At 64.8% G+C, this 17979-nt stretch carries 20 protein-coding genes; 10 read left to right on the top strand and 10 right to left on the bottom strand.

The features are described 5' to 3' along the window. Positions 1 to 26 precede the first annotated feature (26 nt). A complete protein-coding gene (locus ADBZ9O_RS08350) occupies positions 27 to 263 on the top strand; it encodes a hypothetical protein (RefSeq protein ID WP_526530157.1) in 237 nt (78 codons plus the stop codon). Here ADBZ9O_RS08350 and ADBZ9O_RS08345 read toward each other — a convergent pair. Genes ADBZ9O_RS08345 through ADBZ9O_RS08320 form a run of 6 tightly spaced genes read right to left on the bottom strand, consistent with a single transcriptional unit; the run spans position 260 to position 6893 of the window. Next, complete coding sequence (locus ADBZ9O_RS08345) at positions 260 to 1531, bottom strand: DUF4032 domain-containing protein (protein ID WP_526530155.1); 1272 nt, start codon at positions 1529 to 1531, stop codon at positions 260 to 262. The two genes, ADBZ9O_RS08350 and ADBZ9O_RS08345, sit on opposite strands and share 4 nt — an antisense overlap. A gap of 1 nt (position 1532) precedes the next feature. Continuing rightward, positions 1533 to 2621 carry an ABC transporter ATP-binding protein gene (locus ADBZ9O_RS08340; protein WP_526530153.1) on the bottom strand — a complete coding sequence of 363 codons (1089 nt, stop codon included), beginning with the start codon at positions 2619 to 2621 and terminating at the stop codon, positions 1533 to 1535. Positions 2622 to 2654: 33 nt separating this feature from the next. Then, positions 2655 to 3527, bottom strand: a complete 873-nt coding sequence (locus tag ADBZ9O_RS08335; protein WP_526530151.1) for a carbohydrate ABC transporter permease — start codon at positions 3525 to 3527, stop codon at positions 2655 to 2657. A 1-nt stretch (position 3528) separates the two neighbouring features. After that, on the bottom strand, positions 3529 to 4503 hold the full coding sequence (locus ADBZ9O_RS08330; protein WP_526530149.1) for a carbohydrate ABC transporter permease: 975 nt from the start codon (positions 4501 to 4503) through the stop codon (positions 3529 to 3531). Beyond that, positions 4503 to 5873, bottom strand: a complete 1371-nt coding sequence (locus ADBZ9O_RS08325) for an ABC transporter substrate-binding protein (RefSeq protein ID WP_526532965.1) — start codon at positions 5871 to 5873, stop codon at positions 4503 to 4505. The genes ADBZ9O_RS08330 and ADBZ9O_RS08325 overlap by 1 nt, the downstream gene beginning before the upstream one ends. 24 nt (positions 5874 to 5897) lie before the next feature. Further along, complete coding sequence (locus tag ADBZ9O_RS08320) at positions 5898 to 6893, bottom strand: sugar-binding transcriptional regulator (protein ID WP_526532963.1); 996 nt, start codon at positions 6891 to 6893, stop codon at positions 5898 to 5900. Between the two features lie 180 nt (positions 6894 to 7073). Between ADBZ9O_RS08320 and ADBZ9O_RS08315 the strand changes: the two genes are divergently transcribed. After that, on the top strand, positions 7074 to 8483 hold the full coding sequence (locus ADBZ9O_RS08315; protein WP_526530147.1) for a mannitol dehydrogenase family protein: 1410 nt from the start codon (positions 7074 to 7076) through the stop codon (positions 8481 to 8483). Beyond that, a complete protein-coding gene (locus ADBZ9O_RS08310; RefSeq protein ID WP_526530144.1) occupies positions 8480 to 9445 on the top strand; it encodes a carbohydrate kinase family protein in 966 nt (321 codons plus the stop codon). The genes ADBZ9O_RS08315 and ADBZ9O_RS08310 overlap by 4 nt, the downstream gene beginning before the upstream one ends. Here the strand turns inward: ADBZ9O_RS08310 and ADBZ9O_RS08305 are convergent. Continuing rightward, the gene (locus ADBZ9O_RS08305) at positions 9393 to 9908 is read right to left on the bottom strand and encodes a hypothetical protein (RefSeq protein WP_526530142.1); all 516 of its coding nucleotides are present in this window, start codon (positions 9906 to 9908) and stop codon (positions 9393 to 9395) included. The genes ADBZ9O_RS08310 and ADBZ9O_RS08305 overlap by 53 nt on opposite strands. Before the next feature lie 18 nt (positions 9909 to 9926). On the opposite strand from ADBZ9O_RS08305, the gene ku reads away from it, so the two are divergent. Continuing rightward, the gene (gene ku, locus ADBZ9O_RS08300) at positions 9927 to 10841 is read left to right on the top strand and encodes a non-homologous end joining protein Ku (protein WP_526530140.1); all 915 of its coding nucleotides are present in this window, start codon (positions 9927 to 9929) and stop codon (positions 10839 to 10841) included. Next, the gene (locus ADBZ9O_RS08295) at positions 10838 to 11401 is read left to right on the top strand and encodes a TetR/AcrR family transcriptional regulator (protein WP_526530138.1); all 564 of its coding nucleotides are present in this window, start codon (positions 10838 to 10840) and stop codon (positions 11399 to 11401) included. The genes ku and ADBZ9O_RS08295 overlap by 4 nt, the downstream gene beginning before the upstream one ends. Positions 11402 to 11406: 5 nt before the next feature. Here the strand turns inward: ADBZ9O_RS08295 and ADBZ9O_RS08290 are convergent, their stop codons facing one another. Genes ADBZ9O_RS08290 through ADBZ9O_RS08280 form a run of 3 tightly spaced genes read right to left on the bottom strand, consistent with a single transcriptional unit; the run spans position 11407 to position 13995 of the window. Continuing rightward, positions 11407 to 12429, bottom strand: a complete 1023-nt coding sequence (locus tag ADBZ9O_RS08290; protein ID WP_526530136.1) for an NAD(P)/FAD-dependent oxidoreductase — start codon at positions 12427 to 12429, stop codon at positions 11407 to 11409. Then, positions 12426 to 12941, bottom strand: coding sequence for an isoprenylcysteine carboxyl methyltransferase family protein (locus ADBZ9O_RS08285; RefSeq protein ID WP_526530134.1), 516 nt, complete (start codon positions 12939 to 12941; stop codon positions 12426 to 12428). Before ADBZ9O_RS08285 ends, ADBZ9O_RS08290 begins: the two co-directional genes overlap by 4 nt. Before the next feature lie 4 nt (positions 12942 to 12945). Then, positions 12946 to 13995, bottom strand: a complete 1050-nt coding sequence (locus ADBZ9O_RS08280) for a type III polyketide synthase (protein ID WP_526530132.1) — start codon at positions 13993 to 13995, stop codon at positions 12946 to 12948. A 153-nt stretch (positions 13996 to 14148) separates the two neighbouring features. Here ADBZ9O_RS08280 and ADBZ9O_RS08275 point away from each other — a divergent pair, with 153 nt between their 5' ends. The 5 genes from ADBZ9O_RS08275 (at position 14149) to ADBZ9O_RS08255 (ending at position 17970) form a co-directional block, all read left to right on the top strand. Further along, a complete protein-coding gene (locus ADBZ9O_RS08275) occupies positions 14149 to 14940 on the top strand; it encodes an SDR family oxidoreductase (protein WP_526530130.1) in 792 nt (263 codons plus the stop codon). 32 nt (positions 14941 to 14972) lie between these two features. Beyond that, complete coding sequence (locus ADBZ9O_RS08270; RefSeq protein ID WP_526530128.1) at positions 14973 to 15287, top strand: hypothetical protein; 315 nt, start codon at positions 14973 to 14975, stop codon at positions 15285 to 15287. A gap of 55 nt (positions 15288 to 15342) precedes the next feature. Further along, positions 15343 to 15585, top strand: a complete 243-nt coding sequence (locus ADBZ9O_RS08265) for a hypothetical protein (protein ID WP_526530126.1) — start codon at positions 15343 to 15345, stop codon at positions 15583 to 15585. 99 nt (positions 15586 to 15684) lie between these two features. Continuing rightward, positions 15685 to 16911 (top strand): Nramp family divalent metal transporter, encoded by a 1227-nt coding sequence (locus ADBZ9O_RS08260; RefSeq protein WP_526532961.1) that lies wholly within the window; start codon positions 15685 to 15687, stop codon positions 16909 to 16911. A gap of 57 nt (positions 16912 to 16968) precedes the next feature. Next, positions 16969 to 17970: a poly-gamma-glutamate hydrolase family protein gene (locus ADBZ9O_RS08255; protein WP_526532959.1), complete on the top strand. Its 1002-nt coding sequence runs from the start codon at positions 16969 to 16971 to the stop codon at positions 17968 to 17970. Positions 17971 to 17979 lie beyond the last annotated feature (9 nt).

Here is a 17979-nt window from a genome sequence, read left to right as displayed (position 1 = left end):
CCGCTTCGCAGCGTTAACCTGTGTAGATGACCCGGTTGGCTGCGGTACTCGCCGCACTAGGCGCGACGGCGGCAATCGTGTGCGCCGCGCCGGTTGCGGCCGAACCGGACGACCACGTGCCGTACTGCTCGGGCGATCAGACACCGATGGACAGCAACTGCCGCGTCGCACCCACGCAGGTCTTCACTCACGACGGAAATCCCGGCGCCAATCCGGAGGTGCCGGTGGGCACGGGTTCCGGTGAGGCACTCCCAGCGAACTAAACCTGGTCGTCGTCTCGCAGCACCGCGAACGGTGCGGTGGGCACCTCGGCGATCGCCATCTTCGCCGCCGAATCGGTGGGGATGACGTCACCGGCCAACGCGGCCAGGGCCTTATTGGTCCCGACATCGCGACCGGCCTTTTCGCTGAGCAGCCAGCGCACTTCGAGAAGATCGCAGTACGCCTGGATGGCGGTACCCGTGTAGCCCACCGCCTCGTGCGCCAATTGCTCATACGGTGTCAGCACTTCGATGACCCACAGCCGGGCAGCGGTCGATTCGTCGACATCGTGGCCGCTCTCGCGACACAACTGCGCCTGGTAGGCCGCCACATCACCCAGCAGGATGGCCGCCTGCCCCTCCCCCACATCCAAACCGGTCAGTTCTTGCAGATGCTGTGCGTGGTAACGCCGATCGCCGACGGCGACCCGCACCCGCAACCGGCTCGGGTCGGTGCTATCCGGGGCCAATGACAGTTCATCCACGGCGAAGCCGAGCTCGTTGAGGCGCCGGATGGTCCCTTCGACGCGGTACCGGTCGGTGAATCCGAACACCGGCTCGGCGTGCAGAAGATCCCACAGTGTGTCGTAACGGGCCTGAACCTGCTGCGCTTCGGCAATCAGTGTGTCCTGCAACGACTCCGGTGTACCCAACCGCTCGGCCAGATCGACCAGACCCTCTGCGACGTTTTCCACCAGAATCTGGAGGTCATGGTTGCGCTGGCCACGGCTCAACGACGGGTGCACCTCCGAGGTCTCGGCATCCACCAACCAGGCCTGCAGCAGCTGACCGTCCCGCGAGAACAGCGTGTTGGCCAGGGAACAGTCTCCCCAGAACACCCCGTGCCGGTGCAATTCCACCAACAGCCCCGCCATCGCGTCGAGTAACCGCGCCCGATGCCGCGGCTGGTCTGTTGGCAGCCGCATGAACAACCTGCGGTACTGCCACGACCCCTCCAGGTAGCGGGTGACCAGGATCGCGGTTTCGAACTCAGGTTGCAGCACCAGCCCCGCCGGACGGACCGCGGGCAGCCCCATCTCCTCGAGCTGCCGCAGTACGTTGTACTCCTTGATCGCGATCCGCGGCGGCATGTCCTTGACCGCCCACAGGTGGCCATCGGCGTCGACGAATTTAACCAGGTGCCTGCTCATCCCCACCGCGATATCGCGGAGCGGGACCTCCGGCACCACCCACTCCGAAAGCGGTCGATCCCAAGGCAACCCGAGAAGTTCCGGCGTCGGCGCGCGGAGCCGCAGCTCCGGTGGAGGCACGCTAGTTGAGACGCTCGCCAGTTTCCGGGTGGAACAGGTGCACCGCACCTTCCGGATGCCTGCGCAACCGCACCGTATCGGCCAACCTCGGTGCCGTGCGCGGGTTACAACGGGCCACCAATTCGACACCGCCCGAACCCGAGCCTGCGTGCGTGTAGACATACGCCTCACTGCCGAGATCTTCGACGAGGTCGACGACGACCTCCACGCCGCCGGATTCGGTCACTTCGAGTTGCTCAGGTCGGATCCCGACGGTCACCTCCTTGAGCCCCGCTCCCGAGAGGAGTGAAATCTGGTCTCGCTCAAGCTCGAACACCGAGTCGCCGACCCGAACACCGCTATCGGTGACGGCCGCGGTGAACAGGTTCATCGCGGGCGAACCGATGAAACCGGCGACGAAAGCATTCGCCGGGCGATCGTAGAGCTCATTCGGAGCCGCGAACTGCTGCAGCTTCCCGAAGCGCAGGACCGCCACCCGGTCGCCCATCGTCATGGCCTCGACCTGGTCGTGCGTGACGTAGACCGTGGTGGTGCCCAGCCGACGCTGCAGTGCGGCAATCTGGGTGCGGGTCTGCACACGCAGTTTGGCATCCAGGTTGCTCAGCGGCTCGTCCATGCAGAACACCTGCGGCTCACGGACAATGGCGCGACCCATCGCGACGCGCTGACGCTGACCGCCCGAGAGCTTGGCCGGCTTGCGATCCAGGTGCTCGGTCAGGTCGAGCACCTTGGCGGCCTCCTCGACCTTCTTGCGCCGCTCTTCGGCCGACACGCCCCGCAGCTTGAGTGCGAAGCCCATGTTCTCGGCGACCGTCTTGTTGGGATACAGCGCGTAGTTCTGGAACACCATCGCGATATCCCGGTCCTTGGACGGCACGCCCGTCATATCCTTGCCACCGATCTCGATGGCGCCCTCGTCAATGTCCTCGAGGCCGGCCAGCATGCGCAGGGCGGTGCTCTTACCGGAACCGGAAGGGCCGACCAGGACGACGAATTCGCCATCCTGGATATCCAGGTTGAGGTTGTCGACGGCAAGCTTGTCCGACCCCTCGTAGATGCAGGAGGCGTTCTTGTAGGTGATCGATGCCATGTCTGTGCTCTCTGTTCGTAGAAGTGGGGGACGTTATTTGATGGCGCCGAAGGAAAGTCCGCGTACCAGCTTGTTCTGCGCGAACCAACCGCACAGGATCACCGGGAGCGCGGCCATGGTTGCGGCCGCCGACAGCACGGCCCAGTACTGACCCTCACCGGCGATGAAACCGACCAGGTAGACCGGCATGGTCTGGGCATTCACCGCGGTCAGGTTCACCGCGAGGAAGAACTCGTTCCAGGCGAAGATCACGCAGATCAGCGCCGTTGCCGCGATACCGGGTGAGACCAAAGGCAGGATCACCTCTCGCACCGATCGCCACAGGCTCGCACCGTCGAGGCTGGCGGCTTCGAGGAGTTCACCCGGCACTTCGAGGAAGAACGAGCGCATCATCCAGACCGCGATCGGCAGGTTCATCGAGGTGTAGAGGATGACCAGGGCCCAGATATTGTCCAGCAGACCGGTATTGGACACGATCACATACAGCGGCAGGATCGCCGCGACGACGGGCAGCATCTTGGTGCTCATGAAGAAGAACAGCGCATCCGAGGTCTTGCGGACCGGCCGCAACGACAACGCGAAGGCGGCGGGCACACCCAGAAGCAGCACCAGGATTGTCGACATGCCGGTGGCGAATACCGAGTTCAGCATCGCCACCCCGATGCCCTGATCGAAGACCGCCGCGTACTGGTCCAGGGTCGGGGTGAAGAACAGCGTCGGCGGATTGGTCGCCGCGGCGCTCTCCTGTTTGAACGACGTCAGGACCATCCAGAACACCGGGAAGAAGAAGCCGATCCCGACGAGCCAGGCCACGACTGCCCACGGGCTGAACTTCTTGGACTTCTTTTTTCGAGGAGTTTCCGGAGCCGCTGTTGCGGAGGCCTTTTCGGTAGCAGTAGTGGTCATGTCAGGCCGCCTCTTCCTTGCCGGAGAATGATTTGAAGATCAATCGGAGCGCAAAGCTGGCGATGATCATCGTGAAGATGACGACCACCACGCCCATGGCGGCGGCCTGGCCCATATCGAAACCGAGGAACGCGCGCTGGTAGATGTAGAACGGCAGGTTCGCGCTGGCGACGCCCGGTCCACCTTGGGTCATCATGAAGATGGCGTCGAAGGTGTTGACCAGATAGACCGCACCGAGGACCACGCCGAGTTCGATGAAGCGGCGCAGGTGCGGCAGGGTCAGCTCCCGGAAGAGCTGGAGCGCGCCGGCCCCGTCCACCCGACCCGCCTCGAGTTGGTCGCGAGGCATTGACGTCAGACCGGCCAGGATCAGCAACATCATGAAAGGTGTCCACTGCCAGATCAATTCGACCATCACCATGGTCAGCGGGAACTGGCCGATCCAGTCGACCGGACCAAGGCCCACCAGGGAGAGCACCCAGTTCAAGATGCCGTTGGTGGGATCGAGAATCGTGGTCTTCCAAATCAGTGCGCCCGCAACGGGAGTGATCAGGAACGGTGTGATCAACAGTGTCCGGACCACCCCGCGTCCAAGGAACGCGCGATCCAACAGCAAGGCGATACCCAGGCCGAGCACTGCTGAGATCAGCACCACCCCGACAATCAGGATGACGGTGTTGCCGGCCACCGACCAGAACTGGCTGTCCTTGACGACCGCGACGTAGTTGTTCAATCCCACGAACTGCCGCGACCCCGGCCTGACCAGGTTCCACGACAACGTGGAGTAGTACAGGGTGAACAGGAACGGGACCTGTGTCACGGCGATCATGAAGATCAACGCCGGAAGTAGCGGACCCCGCCTGCGCCACCCTTCGGCACGGCTGACGCCGGTGTCTTGTGCCTCCCGGATCTTGCGGACCCGTTCGGCTACCTCGGTCTCGGCGGCTTGGGTTCCTGTATCAGCAGTAAGCGTCATCACTTCTCCTGGTATGTCTTGCCGACGACCTCGGCATATTGCTGCGCTTGGGCCAATGCGTCATCCACCGAGATCTGCCCGGCGATCGCGGCACTGATCTGCTGACTCACCCGCGTGCCCAGATCCTGAAACTCCGGAATCCCGACGAACTGCACTCCGGTGTAGGGAACCGGTTGCACCGTCGGCTTATTCGGCGTCGCGTTGGTGATCGACTGCAGGGTCAGCGGGCCATAGGACTTCGAGATCGCCTCGTACTCCGGAAGATCGGTGTACGTGGAGGTGCGACTACCGGGTGGGACGCGCGCCCAGCCCAGCTTCTCGCCCACCAATTTCATGTAGTCCTTACTGGTCATCCACGAGATGAACTTCCAGGCGCCATCGGGATTCTTGGCGTGCTTCGGAATGCCCAGCGCCCAGGTGTAGAGCCAACCCGAGTTGGGCTTCTCCACAATCGGCGCGGGCAGGTAGCCGATCTTGCCGACCAGATCCGGATATGTCTTGGGGTCTTCCAGGACCGAAACCGCCGACGTCGCGTCATACCACATCGCCGTCTGACCCTGTCCGAACAGGTTGGCGCACTCCTGGAAACCGGTTGAGGAGGCGCCCAATTCGCCGGACTCCTTGATGGTGTTGACGTAGAAGTTGACGGCCTGCTTCACCTCGGGGCTGTCGAGCTGTGCGTTCCATTGATCGTCGAACCAGCGGCCGCCGAAGGTGTTGATCACCGTGTCCAGTGGCGCGAGTACCTCACCCCAGCCGGGCTTGCCGCGCAGGCAGATGCCCGCCCGGTCGTCGGTCTTCAACTGCTTCGCCCAGCCAGCGACCTCCTGCCAGGTGGGCTGGTAGGCCGGGTCCGGATTGACCTTGATCCCGGCCTGCTCGAAAAGGTCCTTGCGATACATCAGGAAGGACGATTCGCCATAGAACGGGACGGCGTACATGTTGCCCTCATACGACAGTGAATCCCGCAGCGACGGAATGAAGTCATCGGTGTCATACCCGGGGGTATTCTTGGCGAACTCCGAAAGATTCATCAGCCAACCGTCTTTGGCCCACTGCGGTGCCTCGAAATTGCTGATCATGGCGACGTCGAACTCGCTACCGCCCATGGCGGCCGACATGGTGATCTTCGCCCGCGCCTGATTCTCCGACAGCGAGATGAACTTCAGCTTGGTACCGGGGTTGTCCTTTTCGAACTCCGACGACAGTTTCTGTGCGTCCGTCATCTGCGAGTTGGATACCAGGGCAATGGTCACCTCGTTATCCGAGGCCCCCAAACTGCCCGCGCCCGCGCAGCCGGACGTCAACACCAGGCCGGATGCGGCCAGACATACGGCCAGTCGGCGCGCACCTCTTTGTAGTGATTTCACCTTCACCTCACTTCACCTCAACTATCAATGGCTCAGTAGCCAACGGGCACAATCGATATCGCAAATCAGATGCTTGGCAAATTTGCCGCGTAACGCGCCGAGAGTGGCGTGATGCTTTGCTGCGCCACTGCTGACCAGAATTGACTTCGGGCAGGACCGAATATCTTCCAGCACAACCGATATGGTGCGGTCCTGCAGTTCGGTAGCGATCGGATTGCCGTCAGCGTCAAAGAATCTGCCACCGATCTCGCCGACCGCGCCAAGCGTGATCAGCTCGTCGAGCATCCGAACGTCGAGGAAGCTACCCTCGAAAAGAGTGGTGGACGTGGAGACCGCACCGACGCCGAAGAGCATCACATCCGCGTGTCGGCCCGCTTCCAGCGTTCGCGATATCACCGAATCACTGCGCATCGACATCACTGTCGGAGGGTCGGCATACAGCGGGGCGGGCAGTCGCAACGCATCGGCATGAAACACCTCGGCGCAGCGGCTGAGGATGAAGTCGGCGCCGGTCTGATACGTGGCCGTCGACATGGCGCCGTCGAGTTGCACCACCGCCCGGCAGACCGCCACGCCCGTCGACAGGGCAGTCGCGACGGCCACCTGCTCCGGGCCCCAGGTGAATCCGAGGGTGTCACCCGGCGCGAGCCGCCGCATCAGCAGAGTCGCCGCGGCACGACCGACACTCGCGTACGCCTCGGGCCGCCCCACTGCGCCGATATCGACACCGTGGCCGGCCACGACAGCCTCGGTCAGGCCGAACCGCTCCTCAAGTGCCCGCTCTTCCTCGGCATGCAGGTCATCGCGCAGATCCGGCGGGACGACGACTTCGATGCGGACCAAACCGTTGGCCTTGGCGCGGGCGACCAGGCGTCCCGCAGTCGGCCGGGAAACCCCGAGGCGTTGCGCAATCTCGGCCTGCGTGAGGCCGTCGAGGTAGTACATGGTGGCCGCACGCAGGGCCAACCGCAGATCCTCGGCCTTGGTTCCCGCCGGTGCGACCGATCCGGCAGCAGCCATCACAGCCCCAACGGCCTGACCGTTGGCTGCGCCATCCGCACCGGTTATCGACACCGCGTCGCCTTCCTCCCCCGTGAGCATTTGCTCAAGGGTGCGTGTATATGCTCAACACGCTAACATGGTAAATGTGACGTACGCAACACTTTCGATACCCACAGATGAGATCGGTGAATCACCGTCATGAAACTGACAAGCGAGACCCTGCCCGACATCCCGATCGTCAAGCCGACCTATGACCGCAGCAAAATCAACGTCGGCATAGTGCATTTCGGCGTCGGTGGGTTTCACCGAGCGCACCAAGCGATGTACGTGGACCGACTGCTGGCAGCAGGCAATGCCGACGATTGGGGCATCTGCGGAGTCGGAGTGTTACCCGCCGACCGCCGGATGGCCGATGTGATGGCCGCGCAGGACGGCCTGTACACACTTCTCGCGCTACGCGCCGACGGCGGCCGCGAGGCACGAGTGATCGGATCGATCATCGAATATCGTTTTGCGCCCGACGATCCCGAGGGCGTCGTCGAGTTGATCGCCGCGCCGAGCACCCGGATCGTGTCGTTGACCATCACCGAGGGCGGCTACACCATCGACGAAGCCGGGCCCGACAGCGTATTCGGACTCGTCACCGCAGCCCTCGCGCGGCGCAAGGAACGCGGTCTGCCGTCGCCGACCATCGTGTCGTGCGACAACATCGAAGGCAACGGCGACATCGCCCACAAGGCCTTCACCGCATACGCCGAGCGCACGCACCCCGGCCTGGCCGAATGGATGACCGAGCACACCCGTTTCCCCAATTCCATGGTCGACCGCATCACCCCGGCCACCACACCCGAGGTGATCGAGACCGTGGCCTCCGACTTCGGCGTCGAGGACCAGTGGCCCGTCGCGGCCGAACCGTTCACGGCGTGGGTTCTCGAAGACCACTTCTCCGACGGACGGCCGCACTTCGAGGATGTCGGCGTCATGGTGGTCGACGACGTCATGCCCTACGAACTGATGAAACTGCGACTGCTCAATGCCGGTCATCAGGCGCTGTGCTACTTCGCCTATCTGGCCGGCTACCGACTGGTGCACGACGCCGCAGGCGACCCGCTGTTCGCCGAGTTCCTGCTCCGGTACATGGACGAGGAGTCGACGCCGACGCTGAAGCCCGTGCCCGGCATCGACCTACCCGACTACAAACGGACGGCGATCGAGCGCTTCGCCAATCCCGGTGTGCGCGACACCATCGTCCGACTTTGTTTCGGCTCCTCGGACCGCATCCCGCAGTGGCTGCTACCCGTCATCCGGGAGAACCTGAGGACCGGCGCACCCATCGCATTGTCGGCAGCCGTCGTCGCGAGCTGGGCCCGTTACGCCGAGGGCGTCGACGAACAGGGCGAGCCCATTGACGTACAGGACAACCTCGCCGATTCCCTGGTGCCGCTGGCCAAGTCGCAACGGGACAACCCCACGGCCTTCATCGAGAACACCGCACTGTTCGGCGACCTCGCACAACAGCCGCGATTCGTCGAGGCCTATCTGTGGGCATTGGATTCACTGCACCGCAACGGTTCCCGCGCCACACTGGAGAGGCTGGTCCGGCCGTGAGCACTCAAGACACGACACAACGCGCGTTGGTCATCGGCGAAGCGCTCATCGATATCGTCGAACGCGACGGTGCGGTCACCGGCGAGCATGTGGGCGGCAGCCCGCTCAACGTCGCCGTCGGGCTGGCTCGCCTGGGCCGCGACGTCGACTTCCTCACCCACATCGGCGATGACGCACGAGGCCACCGGATCGCCGATTATGTGGCTGCGTCGGGTGCCCATCTTGTCGCGGGCAGCATCAGCGCGGACCGCACCCCGGTGGCGATGGCGAAGCTGGATGCCTCGGGGGCGGCGACCTACCGGTTCGATATCGCCTGGCGATTGACCGGGACACCGGAGGTGCGCCCGCCACTGGTGGCGCACACCGGGTCGATCGCGGCGGTGCTCGACCCCGGCTGCCTGGCGGTGGCCGCCCTGTTGGACACCTACCGGGTGTCGGCGACCATCACCTTCGACCCGAACATTCGTCCCGCCCTCATCGAAGATGCCGACCTGGCCCGAACCCGTATCGAAAGGCTCGTGGAGCGTTGCGATGTGGTCAAGGCCAGCGACGAGGACCTGCAGTGGCTCTACCCGGGCGTGAGCCCCGAGGAGCAGGCTGGGCGCTGGCTGCAGATGGGCCCCGCCGTCGTCGCCGTGACGATGGGCGATGAGGGCGCTTTCGCGACCTGCGCTGCCGGCGATGTCCGGGTCTCGGCCCGCAAGGTGCAGGTCGTGGACACGGTAGGGGCGGGCGACTCCTTCATGACGGGGCTGCTCGACGCACTGTGGTCCCTGGACCTACTCGGGGCTGACCGGCGAGCTGCGCTGCACGGCATCGACACCGAGAGCCTGCGCAGTGTGCTCGACGCCGCCGTCCTCAATTCGGCACTGACCGTCGCCAAGGCCGGTGCCGAGCTGCCGGACCGCGCTACGAGGGATGCTGCTGTTGCTTCAGATTCAGCGGCGGCGAACCAGCCCTGATCTGAGCCACCAGCTCGTCACGCAGGGCGGCGGCCGCGCCGTAGGTGCGGGCGTGCTCGGTGCGCACGTGCAGGTTGTCGCGTTCGACCTGCACCGGCCACCGCGCGATCCCCGCCAACCGGGCCGCCACCGCCACCGGCAGCACCAGAATCTGCAGGGCCAGATCTACGGTCGAGGCGATCACCACCAACACCACCGCGATCGCGATCAGCACCGCTTTGCCCCCGGTGATGATCAGCCACAGCGCCAGGCCGACGACCGTCAGCGCCGCCCGGGCGACGGGGTTCCCGCGCTCTGTGTCCGGCTTCGAATCGCTCCCGCTGTCGGAATCTGACGTCGCGGAGTTCGCCGTCGAGCTGTACCAGACCTCCCGCAAACCCAGCGCCCGTCGCCAGGCAAACCATCGCCGCCGCACCGTCCACGCAACACCGTCCGGTCCAACGACCCGGGATCGACCCGTCATCTGGTCCATACTGGCTTAATGCGGTCCATCTGGAAGGGTTCCATCGCCTTCGGGCTGGTTAACGTCCCGGTCAAGGTGTACAGCGCCACCGAGGACCACGACATCAAGTTTCACCAGGTGCATTCCAAGGACAACGGTCGCATCCGCTACAAGCGGGTCTGTGAAGTCTGCGGCGAGGTGGTGGAATACCGCGATATCGCGAAGGCATACGACTCCGATGACGGGCAGACGGTGATCATCACCGACGAGGACATCGCCACGATGCCCGAGGAGCGCAGCCGCGAGATCGAGGTCCTGGAGTTCGTCCCGGCAAGCCAGTTGGACCCGATTCTCTATGACCGCAGCTACTTCCTGGAGCCGGACTCGAAATCGTCGAAGTCCTACGTCCTGTTGGCGAAGACCCTGTTGGAGACCGACCGGGTGGCCATCGTGCACTTCGCGCTGCGGAACAAGACTCGGCTGGCGGCGCTGCGGGTCAAGGATTTCAGCAAGCGCGAGGTGATGGTGATTCACACGCTGCTGTGGCCAGACGAGATCCGCGACCCCGACTTCCCGGTACTCGACACCAAGGTCGAGATCAAACCCGCCGAGCTGAAAATGGCTGGGCAGGTGGTCGATTCGATGGCCGACGATTTCGACCCCGACCAGTTCCACGACGACTACCAGATCCAGCTCAAGGAACTGGTCGAGGCCAAACTCGAAGGCGGAGAGGCCTTCACCGTCGACGAGACGCCCACCGAGCTCGATGAGACCGAGGATGTCTCCGACCTGCTGGCCAAGCTGGAGGCGAGTGTGAAGAAGCGGCAGTCCGCAGCGTCGGCCGAGACACCTGCGAAGAAGGCGCCGGCCAAGAAGGCGGCCGCGAAAAAAGCGCCGGCGAAGAGGGCACCTGCCAAGAAGGCTTCTGCGGAAAAGGGCACATCCAAGAAATGACGAGGTCACCCGGCCCACGGGATCGATTGATCGCGAATGCGATCGCGATGGTGCAGGAACGCGGCGTGCACGCCACCGGATTGTCAGATCTGTTGCGGCGCAGTGCCACAGCACGCAATTCCATTTATCAGCATTTTCCCGGCGGGAAAACCGACCTGATGGTGGCGGCGACAGAGGCGGCGGGTGAGAGCACCGCGTCGTATATCGACAGGCTGACCGCCGCCGCCGACACCCCGGCAGAGGTGATCAGCGCGATGCTCGCGCATTGGGTCGCCGAACTGGAGAAGACGGACTTTGCAACCGGATGCCCCATCGCCGCGGCCGCCCTGGCAGGTCCGGACGAACCGGAGATCACCGCGGCAGCGGCCAGGTCCTTTGTGCTACTGCGCGAACGGGTCTCGGCCGCATTGGCGATGACCGGCACTCAAATGGATTCCGCCGTCGCACTGGCCTCGTTCACGGTCAGTGCCATCGAGGGCGCGCTACTGCAGGCCCGCGCGTTGCGCTCGGTGCAGCCGTTGCGCGATGTCGAAGCCGAACTGGTCCAGCGACTGCGGTAGCGCGCTCACCGGCCCAGGATGTTGACGGCCTTGTCGAACACCCAGGGCAACGCCTCGGCGGCAGGCACGATGGCGCGACTGCCGATTTCGGTGCTGGTGCTCAACACCAGTCCGCGGGTGAGTAATCGGTAGGGCCTGGTGATCCGCCGCCAGTCCTGTTCGTAGGCGCTCGGCCGGTCAGCGGCAATAGCCGCGACGGCTGCTCCCGCCTGTTTGACGGCCAGGCTGACACCCTCGCCGGTCAGGGCGTCCTCATACCCGGCGGCATCGCCGACCAACAGCACGCGGCCTGCCACGCGGCGGGAAACCACCTGTCGCAGCGGACCACACCCACGTTCGGGGCCGGGCTCGGCATTCTTGAGATACCTTGTCAGCCAAGGAAACCAACTCAGATCGGGCCGGCGATTACTGAGAATGGCGATCCCGACCAAATCAGGCTCCACCGGCGTCACATAGGCCTCCCCGTAAGGCGACCAGTGCACCTCCACCATCTCCGACCAGGTCGGTACCGCGTAATGCCTGCGCACACCGAAGCGACGCGGGGTGCCAGCCACCGCATCGATACCGACAGCCCGGCGCACAGCCGAATGGAGGCCGTCGGCCCCCACCAGATAGCGGGTCCTGATACCGGCCGCGGTCACGCCATCGGCATCTTGGGTGACGGTGCCCACTTTGGCCGAAACCCACTCGGTATCGACCGCTTTGGCCTGTCCCGCCATCGCCGCATGAAGCGTCGTGCGGCGCACCCCGCGCCCGGGACCGCGACCGTGTCGAAAAAACGCCTCCGCCCGCCGATCCCCCGCGACATAGGCGATACCGCGTAAGGGCATTCCGGCCGGATCCACGCCGAGACTCGTCAGCTCGGCCAACCCGCCGGGCATCAGTCCCTCCCCGCAGGCTTTGTCGATGGGGCCGTCACGCGGGTCGGCGACAATCACCGAAAGCCCTTGCGCACGAGCGTGTAATGCGGTGGCCAAGCCACCGGGGCCGCCCCCGACCACCAGCAGATCCGCGTCGTAGTCAGTCATCGATCAGCTGCCACCGCGTAACCCAGTGCGGCGTTCTCGACCCGGATGCGCACGGTCAACAACAGCGCGTTGGCGATGGTGAAGCACAGCGCAGTCACCCATGCGGTGTGTACCAGCGGAAGAGCGATACCCTCGGCGACGACGGCGACATAGTTCGGATGGTGGATCCACCGGTACGGACCCCGCTGCACCAAAGGCGCGTCGGGCAGCACGATCACCAAGGTGTTCCACCGGTGCCCCAGGGTGGTGATACACCACCAGCGCAGCACCTGGGCGAGCACCGCGATCACCAACATCGGCCAACCAAGCCAGGGGATGAACGGCCGGTCCAACGCCCACACCTCGACGACGCAACCCACCAGCAGGGCGGTGTGGATGGTGACCATCACCGGATAGTGCCGACGGCCGAACTCCCTGCCACCGTGGGCAAATGCCCACCGGGCATTACGCTTGGAGAGCACCAACTCGGCCAGCCGCTCGACACCGACCGCCAAGATCAACAGGTAGTACACGCCGTCACCATCTCAGCAGGACGAGTTCGGAGCAGAACCCCGGACCCATCGCGATCATCATGCCCAGCGATCCGGGGGCTGGCGGATCGGCCAGGGTGGCGCGCAACACGTCCAGAACCGACGCCGACGACAGATTTCCGTTGTCCCGCAACGATTCCCGAGTGCGGTCCAATGCGGTATCGGACAGTTCGAGTACGTTTTCGACAGCCTCGATCACCTTGGGCCCCCCGGGGTGGCAGACCCATGTGCTGATATCGCTGGAGACCAGACCGAACTCGGCGAGGAACAACCGGACGTCCTCGCCGAGATATTTCTCGGCGACCGTCGGCACATCGGCGGACAGGACGATGCGGAAGCCGTCGGTGCCGATCTCCCATCCCATCACGTTCTCGGTGTCGGGATAGAGCCGGCTGCGGCTGGCCAGCACGCGTGGACCCTGCACCGAGCACTGTGCACCCCTGGCGACAACCGCCGCACTGCCGTCACCAAACAGGCTGCTGGCCACCAGGTTCGCCACCGACAGGTCGTTCTGCTGAATCGTCAGCGAACACAACTCGACCGCCAACAGCACCGCCGTTTCGCTCGGATAGGCCCGCAGATAGTCGTTCATCCGGGCCACCCCGGCAGCACCCGCGACGCACCCGAGGCCGAACAGCGGGACCCGCTTGACATCCGGGCGCAGTCCGACCCGCCCGGCCAGTCGCGCATCCAGCGTCGGGACCGCAAGTCCGGTGACGGTCGTGGAGAAGATGACGTCGACGTCTTGGGGCCTGATCTTGGCGGCGTCCAAGGCGGACCGCAGCGCGCGTTCGCCGATTTCGAGGGCCACCTCCAGGTACAGCTGATTGGCTTCGGTGAAGCCAGTGAGCTCGGTATAACGCGCCAGGGGCAGAGCGAGGTGCCGGCTCTGCACGCCGCTGGCGGCGGCAAACCGGAGGAACTCCGGGCCTGCGAACTTTGCCAGCGCCGAGATGACCTCGTCCTGCGAATGTCGCTCCGCCGGAAACTCAACGGCCGCAGCCGCGATCGCTGGCGCTGACTTACTGTCGATCATCGGCTCAGGCTATGTGTTCGCGCGTTCATATGGAGGAATACGGTATGCCCTTCCTGGCGGTTCAATAGTCGCCCAACTGAAAAACTAGAACATGTTCTACCAACGTTCGCAATTGGCACACCTGGGCAGGAGCGGCTTGTTAACGTTCGGCCGGTGATACTCGACAGATTCAAACTCGACGATCAGGTGGCCATCGTCACAGGGGCCGGACGTGGGCTCGGCGCGGCGATGGCCTTGGCTTTTGCCGAAGCCGGCGCCGATGTCGTGATCGCCTCCCGCACGCAATCCGAGCTGGAAGCGGTGGCGGCGCAGATCCGCGAAACGGGCCGACGTGCCCACATCGTCGTGGGCGATCTCGCCCATCCGGAGACGACGGCCGAACTCGCCGCTGCCGCGGTATCGGCTTTCGGCAAGCTCGACATCGTCGTCAACAATGTCGGAGGGACGATGCCGAATGCGCTACTCAACACCTCCACCAAAGATTTCCGGGATGCCTTCACCTTCAACGTGATGACGGCGCACGCGCTGGTTTCGGCCGCGGTCCCGCTGATGCTGGAACATTCCGGTGGCGGCAGCATCATCAACATCACCTCGACGATGGGGCGCCTGGCCGGGCGAGGGTTTGCTGCCTACGGCACCGCCAAGGCCGCGCTGGCGCATTACACCCGGCTCGCCGCGCTCGACCTGAGCCCGCGGATCCGGATCAACGCCATCGCACCGGGCTCGATCCTCACCTCTGCGCTTGACATCGTGGCCTCGAACGAGGAGCTGCGCACCCCGATGGAAAAGGCGACGCCACTGCGCAGGCTCGGTGATCCCCTCGATATCGCCGCTGCCGCAGTCTATTTGGCTTCACCTGCTGGTAGCTACCTGACTGGCAAGACCCTTGAGGTCGACGGCGGCATCACCTTCCCCAATCTCGACCTGCCCATCCCCGATCTGTGACAGGCCTTCTGTCTGGGGATACGCTGCCAGTTATGAAGGCTACGAACGCTCTGCGCTACCTCACGCCCCTGGTCGTGGCGGCCGGAGCCGCCGCGATCCTGGTTGCCCCGGTGGCGGCCGCCGATGAGACTGCGGCCCCAGCGCCGGCCCCCAGCCTCCCCGCGTGCGCCAATGTCGGGGGTGACCAGTTTGCCGGCGGCACCACCACCGAATGCGCGACGCCGGGCAATGTGCAGTTGAACGCGTCGCCGCCGATCGAGGACCAGAACTACCTCTACCCGTGGAATGACGAGTTCTTCGGACCCGCCCTGATGGTCGGCGGTTGGGGCGGTGGCGGTCGGCGCTAGTCGGCTCTTTCCGCCACGCGCGCGCGTATGCTTGCTCCAGCGATCGGAGCAGGTCATGGCCAAAAAATACGGCTTCTTTGCATCAGCGATGGTGATGGCGGGACTCGGCTCTGCCGTGATCCTGGCTCCGAGCGCAGCCGCGCTGCCGGAGTGCGTCACCACCGCGCCGTACACCACACAATGCACCACCGGCGGCAGCACCCAGATCATCACTTCACCGCCGCTGGTGAGGTCGAATAACTATGGCTGGGGCATCCTCGGCGGCGGGTGGGGCGGCGGCATCATCATCGGCCGCTGATCAACGGGTGATCAACGGGACAGCCGGTGAGTTTTCGGCTACCCTAACTTTCTAGTTCGTCGCGGCGGATCAATGGCGCGCGTGTAGAAAGTGGGTTCGCTGGTGCAGGGCACCCAGGCTCCGCTGCGGCCCATCCTCTATCTCCTAGGCCCCGCCTTCGTCGCCTCGATCGCGTATGTCGATCCCGGCAACGTCGCCGCCAACGTCAGCGCCGGCGCGCAATTCGGTTTCCTGTTGCTGTGGGTTATCGTGGTCGCCAACGTGATGGCCGGCCTGGTCCAGTACCTGTCGGCCAAGCTCGGCCTGGTCACCGGACGAAACCTGCCAGAGGCAGTGGCCGACAACACCCGCAGGCCGACCCGGATCGCCTACTGGCTACAGGCCGAATTAGTAGCTATGGCAACAGATCTCGCCGAAGTCGTCGGCGGCGCGATCGCACTGAACCTGCTCTTCCACCTACCCCTGCTGGTCGGCGGCGTCATCACCGGGCTGGTGTCGCTGCTGCTGCTGGTGATCCAGGACCGGCGCGGCCAGCGGATGTTCGAGCGAGTCATCACCGGGCTACTGATGGTGATCGCAGTTGGGTTTCTGACCAGCCTGTTCGTCGAGCCGCCCGATCCCGCCCAGGTGGCCGAGGGCCTGATCCCCCGGTTCGACGGCGCCGAGAGTGTCTTGCTGGCCACCGCCATGCTCGGGGCGACGGTGATGCCGCACGCGGTGTACCTGCATTCCGGGCTGGCCCGGGACCGGCACGGTCATCCGGATGCAGGTCCGCGGCGTCGCACACTGCTGCGCGCCACCAGATTGGACGTCACGCTGGCGATGCTGGTCGCCGGCGCGGTCAACCTGTCTATGCTGCTGATTGCCGCGACCAACCTGCAGGGCCGCGACGACACCGATTCGATCGAGGGCGCCTACCACGCAGTCCAGGACACCCTCGGGTCGACGATCGCGTTGTTCTTCGCGATCGGCCTGTTGGCGTCGGGCCTGGCATCGACGTCCGTCGGCGCCTACGCCGGCGCGATGATCATGGGCGGGCTGCTGAAGATCTCCATCCCGATTCTGGTGCGTCGCGTCGTCACCCTGATCCCCGCCCTTGTGGTCCTCGGCGTCGGCTTCGACCCGAGTCGGGCATTGGTGTTATCGCAGGTCGTGCTGTCGTTCGGTATTCCGTTCGCCCTGATTCCGCTGATCCGGCTCACCAGTGACACCACCCTGATGGGCAGTGATGCCAACCACCGCGTCACCTCCGCGCTTGGCTGGATTGTCGCCGCAGTGATTACGCTGCTGAACGTGGTGCTCATCTATCTGACCGTGACGGGCTGAGTGCACACAGACCGCCACACCTACTTCGCGTACGGATCGAATCTGTGCGTGCAGCAGATGGCTGCGCGCTGCCCCGACGCCGTTGCGCCCCGCCGCGCAACGCTCGCCGACCATGACTGGCTGATCAACGAGCGCGGGGTCGCCACCATCGAGCCGTTGGCCGGCTCGGAAGTGCACGGTGTGGTGTGGCACGTGTCCGACCGCGATCTGGCCACGTTGGACAGTGCCGAGGGTGTTCCGGTGCGTTATCGCCGCGACCGGCTGACCGTGCACACCGACGACGGACCATCGGACGCCTGGGTATATATCGACCATCGCGTCGATCCTGGTCCGCCCAGGCCCGGCTATCTGGAACGCATCATCGACGGTGCGCACCACCACGAACTGCCTTACCGCTGGATCGAGTTCCTGCGCCGGTGGGATCCCGCCAACTGGCCGCGCCCGGTAGCGTCATCTACATCGGTTGGGCCCCAGACACTTTCGGCACTACTGACCGAACCTGGCGTCGTCGAGACCAGTACCTTGCGATCGCGGTTCGGCTTCCTGGCGATCCATGGCGGCGGGCTGGAACAGATGACCGACGTCATCGCCGAACGCGCCGCCGACGTGGCGGGCGCATCGGTGTATCTGGTCCGGCACCCCGATCGCTATCCGCATCACCTGCCGTCGGCGCGTTACCTCGCAACGGAATCGGCGCGCCTGGCCGAGTTCCTCGACCACGTCGACGTGGCGGTGTCGTTACACGGCTACGGGCGGATGGGCCGCAGCACCCACGTGCTGGCTGGCGGCGGCAACCGGGTGTTGGCGGCTCATCTGGCCCGCAGCATCGAGATACCGGGCTATCAGGTGATCACCGATCTGGAGGCCATCCCCAGGGAGTTGCGCGGCCTGCACCCCGACAATCCGGTCAACCGGATGCGTGGCGGCGGTACCCAGCTCGAGCTCTCCCCCCGGATACGCGGTATCAGCCCGCGGAGCCCGATGGCCGGCGAGGACGGCCTGTCGCGAGCAACATCAGCGCTGGTGCACGGACTGATTGCGGCCGCCCGAAGCTGGTGAATCCCGACG

Origin of the sequence: Mycobacterium sp., assembly GCF_965229105.1 — a bacterium.
GTDB lineage: Bacteria > Actinomycetota > Actinomycetes > Mycobacteriales > Mycobacteriaceae > Mycobacterium.
Note: the sequence above shows the minus strand (reverse complement) of the source record. Positions and strands in the feature narration are given on the sequence as shown.

Excerpts from the sequence above, each read along its gene's own strand:
- ADBZ9O_RS08265 (WP_526530126.1), top strand. The coding sequence starts at position 15,343 with ATGGCCAAAAAATACGGCTTCTTTGCATCAGCGATGGTGATGGCGGGA.
- ADBZ9O_RS08305 (WP_526530142.1), bottom strand. The coding sequence starts at position 9,908 with ATGACGGGTCGATCCCGGGTCGTTGGACCGGACGGTGTTGCGTGGACG.
- ADBZ9O_RS08290 (WP_526530136.1), bottom strand. The coding sequence starts at position 12,429 with ATGACTGACTACGACGCGGATCTGCTGGTGGTCGGGGGCGGCCCCGGT.
- ADBZ9O_RS08320 (WP_526532963.1), bottom strand. The coding sequence starts at position 6,893 with ATGGCTGCTGCCGGATCGGTCGCACCGGCGGGAACCAAGGCCGAGGAT.
- ADBZ9O_RS08295 (WP_526530138.1), top strand. The coding sequence starts at position 10,838 with ATGACGAGGTCACCCGGCCCACGGGATCGATTGATCGCGAATGCGATC.
- ADBZ9O_RS08340 (WP_526530153.1), bottom strand. The coding sequence starts at position 2,621 with ATGGCATCGATCACCTACAAGAACGCCTCCTGCATCTACGAGGGGTCG.
- ADBZ9O_RS08335 (WP_526530151.1), bottom strand. The coding sequence starts at position 3,527 with ATGACCACTACTGCTACCGAAAAGGCCTCCGCAACAGCGGCTCCGGAA.
- ADBZ9O_RS08280 (WP_526530132.1), bottom strand. The coding sequence starts at position 13,995 with ATGATCGACAGTAAGTCAGCGCCAGCGATCGCGGCTGCGGCCGTTGAG.
- ADBZ9O_RS08270 (WP_526530128.1), top strand. The coding sequence starts at position 14,973 with ATGAAGGCTACGAACGCTCTGCGCTACCTCACGCCCCTGGTCGTGGCG.
- ADBZ9O_RS08350 (WP_526530157.1), top strand. The coding sequence starts at position 27 with ATGACCCGGTTGGCTGCGGTACTCGCCGCACTAGGCGCGACGGCGGCA.
- ADBZ9O_RS08255 (WP_526532959.1), top strand. The coding sequence starts at position 16,969 with ATGGCTGCGCGCTGCCCCGACGCCGTTGCGCCCCGCCGCGCAACGCTC.
- ADBZ9O_RS08315 (WP_526530147.1), top strand. The coding sequence starts at position 7,074 with ATGAAACTGACAAGCGAGACCCTGCCCGACATCCCGATCGTCAAGCCG.
- ADBZ9O_RS08330 (WP_526530149.1), bottom strand. The coding sequence starts at position 4,503 with ATGACGCTTACTGCTGATACAGGAACCCAAGCCGCCGAGACCGAGGTA.
- ku (WP_526530140.1), top strand. The coding sequence starts at position 9,927 with ATGCGGTCCATCTGGAAGGGTTCCATCGCCTTCGGGCTGGTTAACGTC.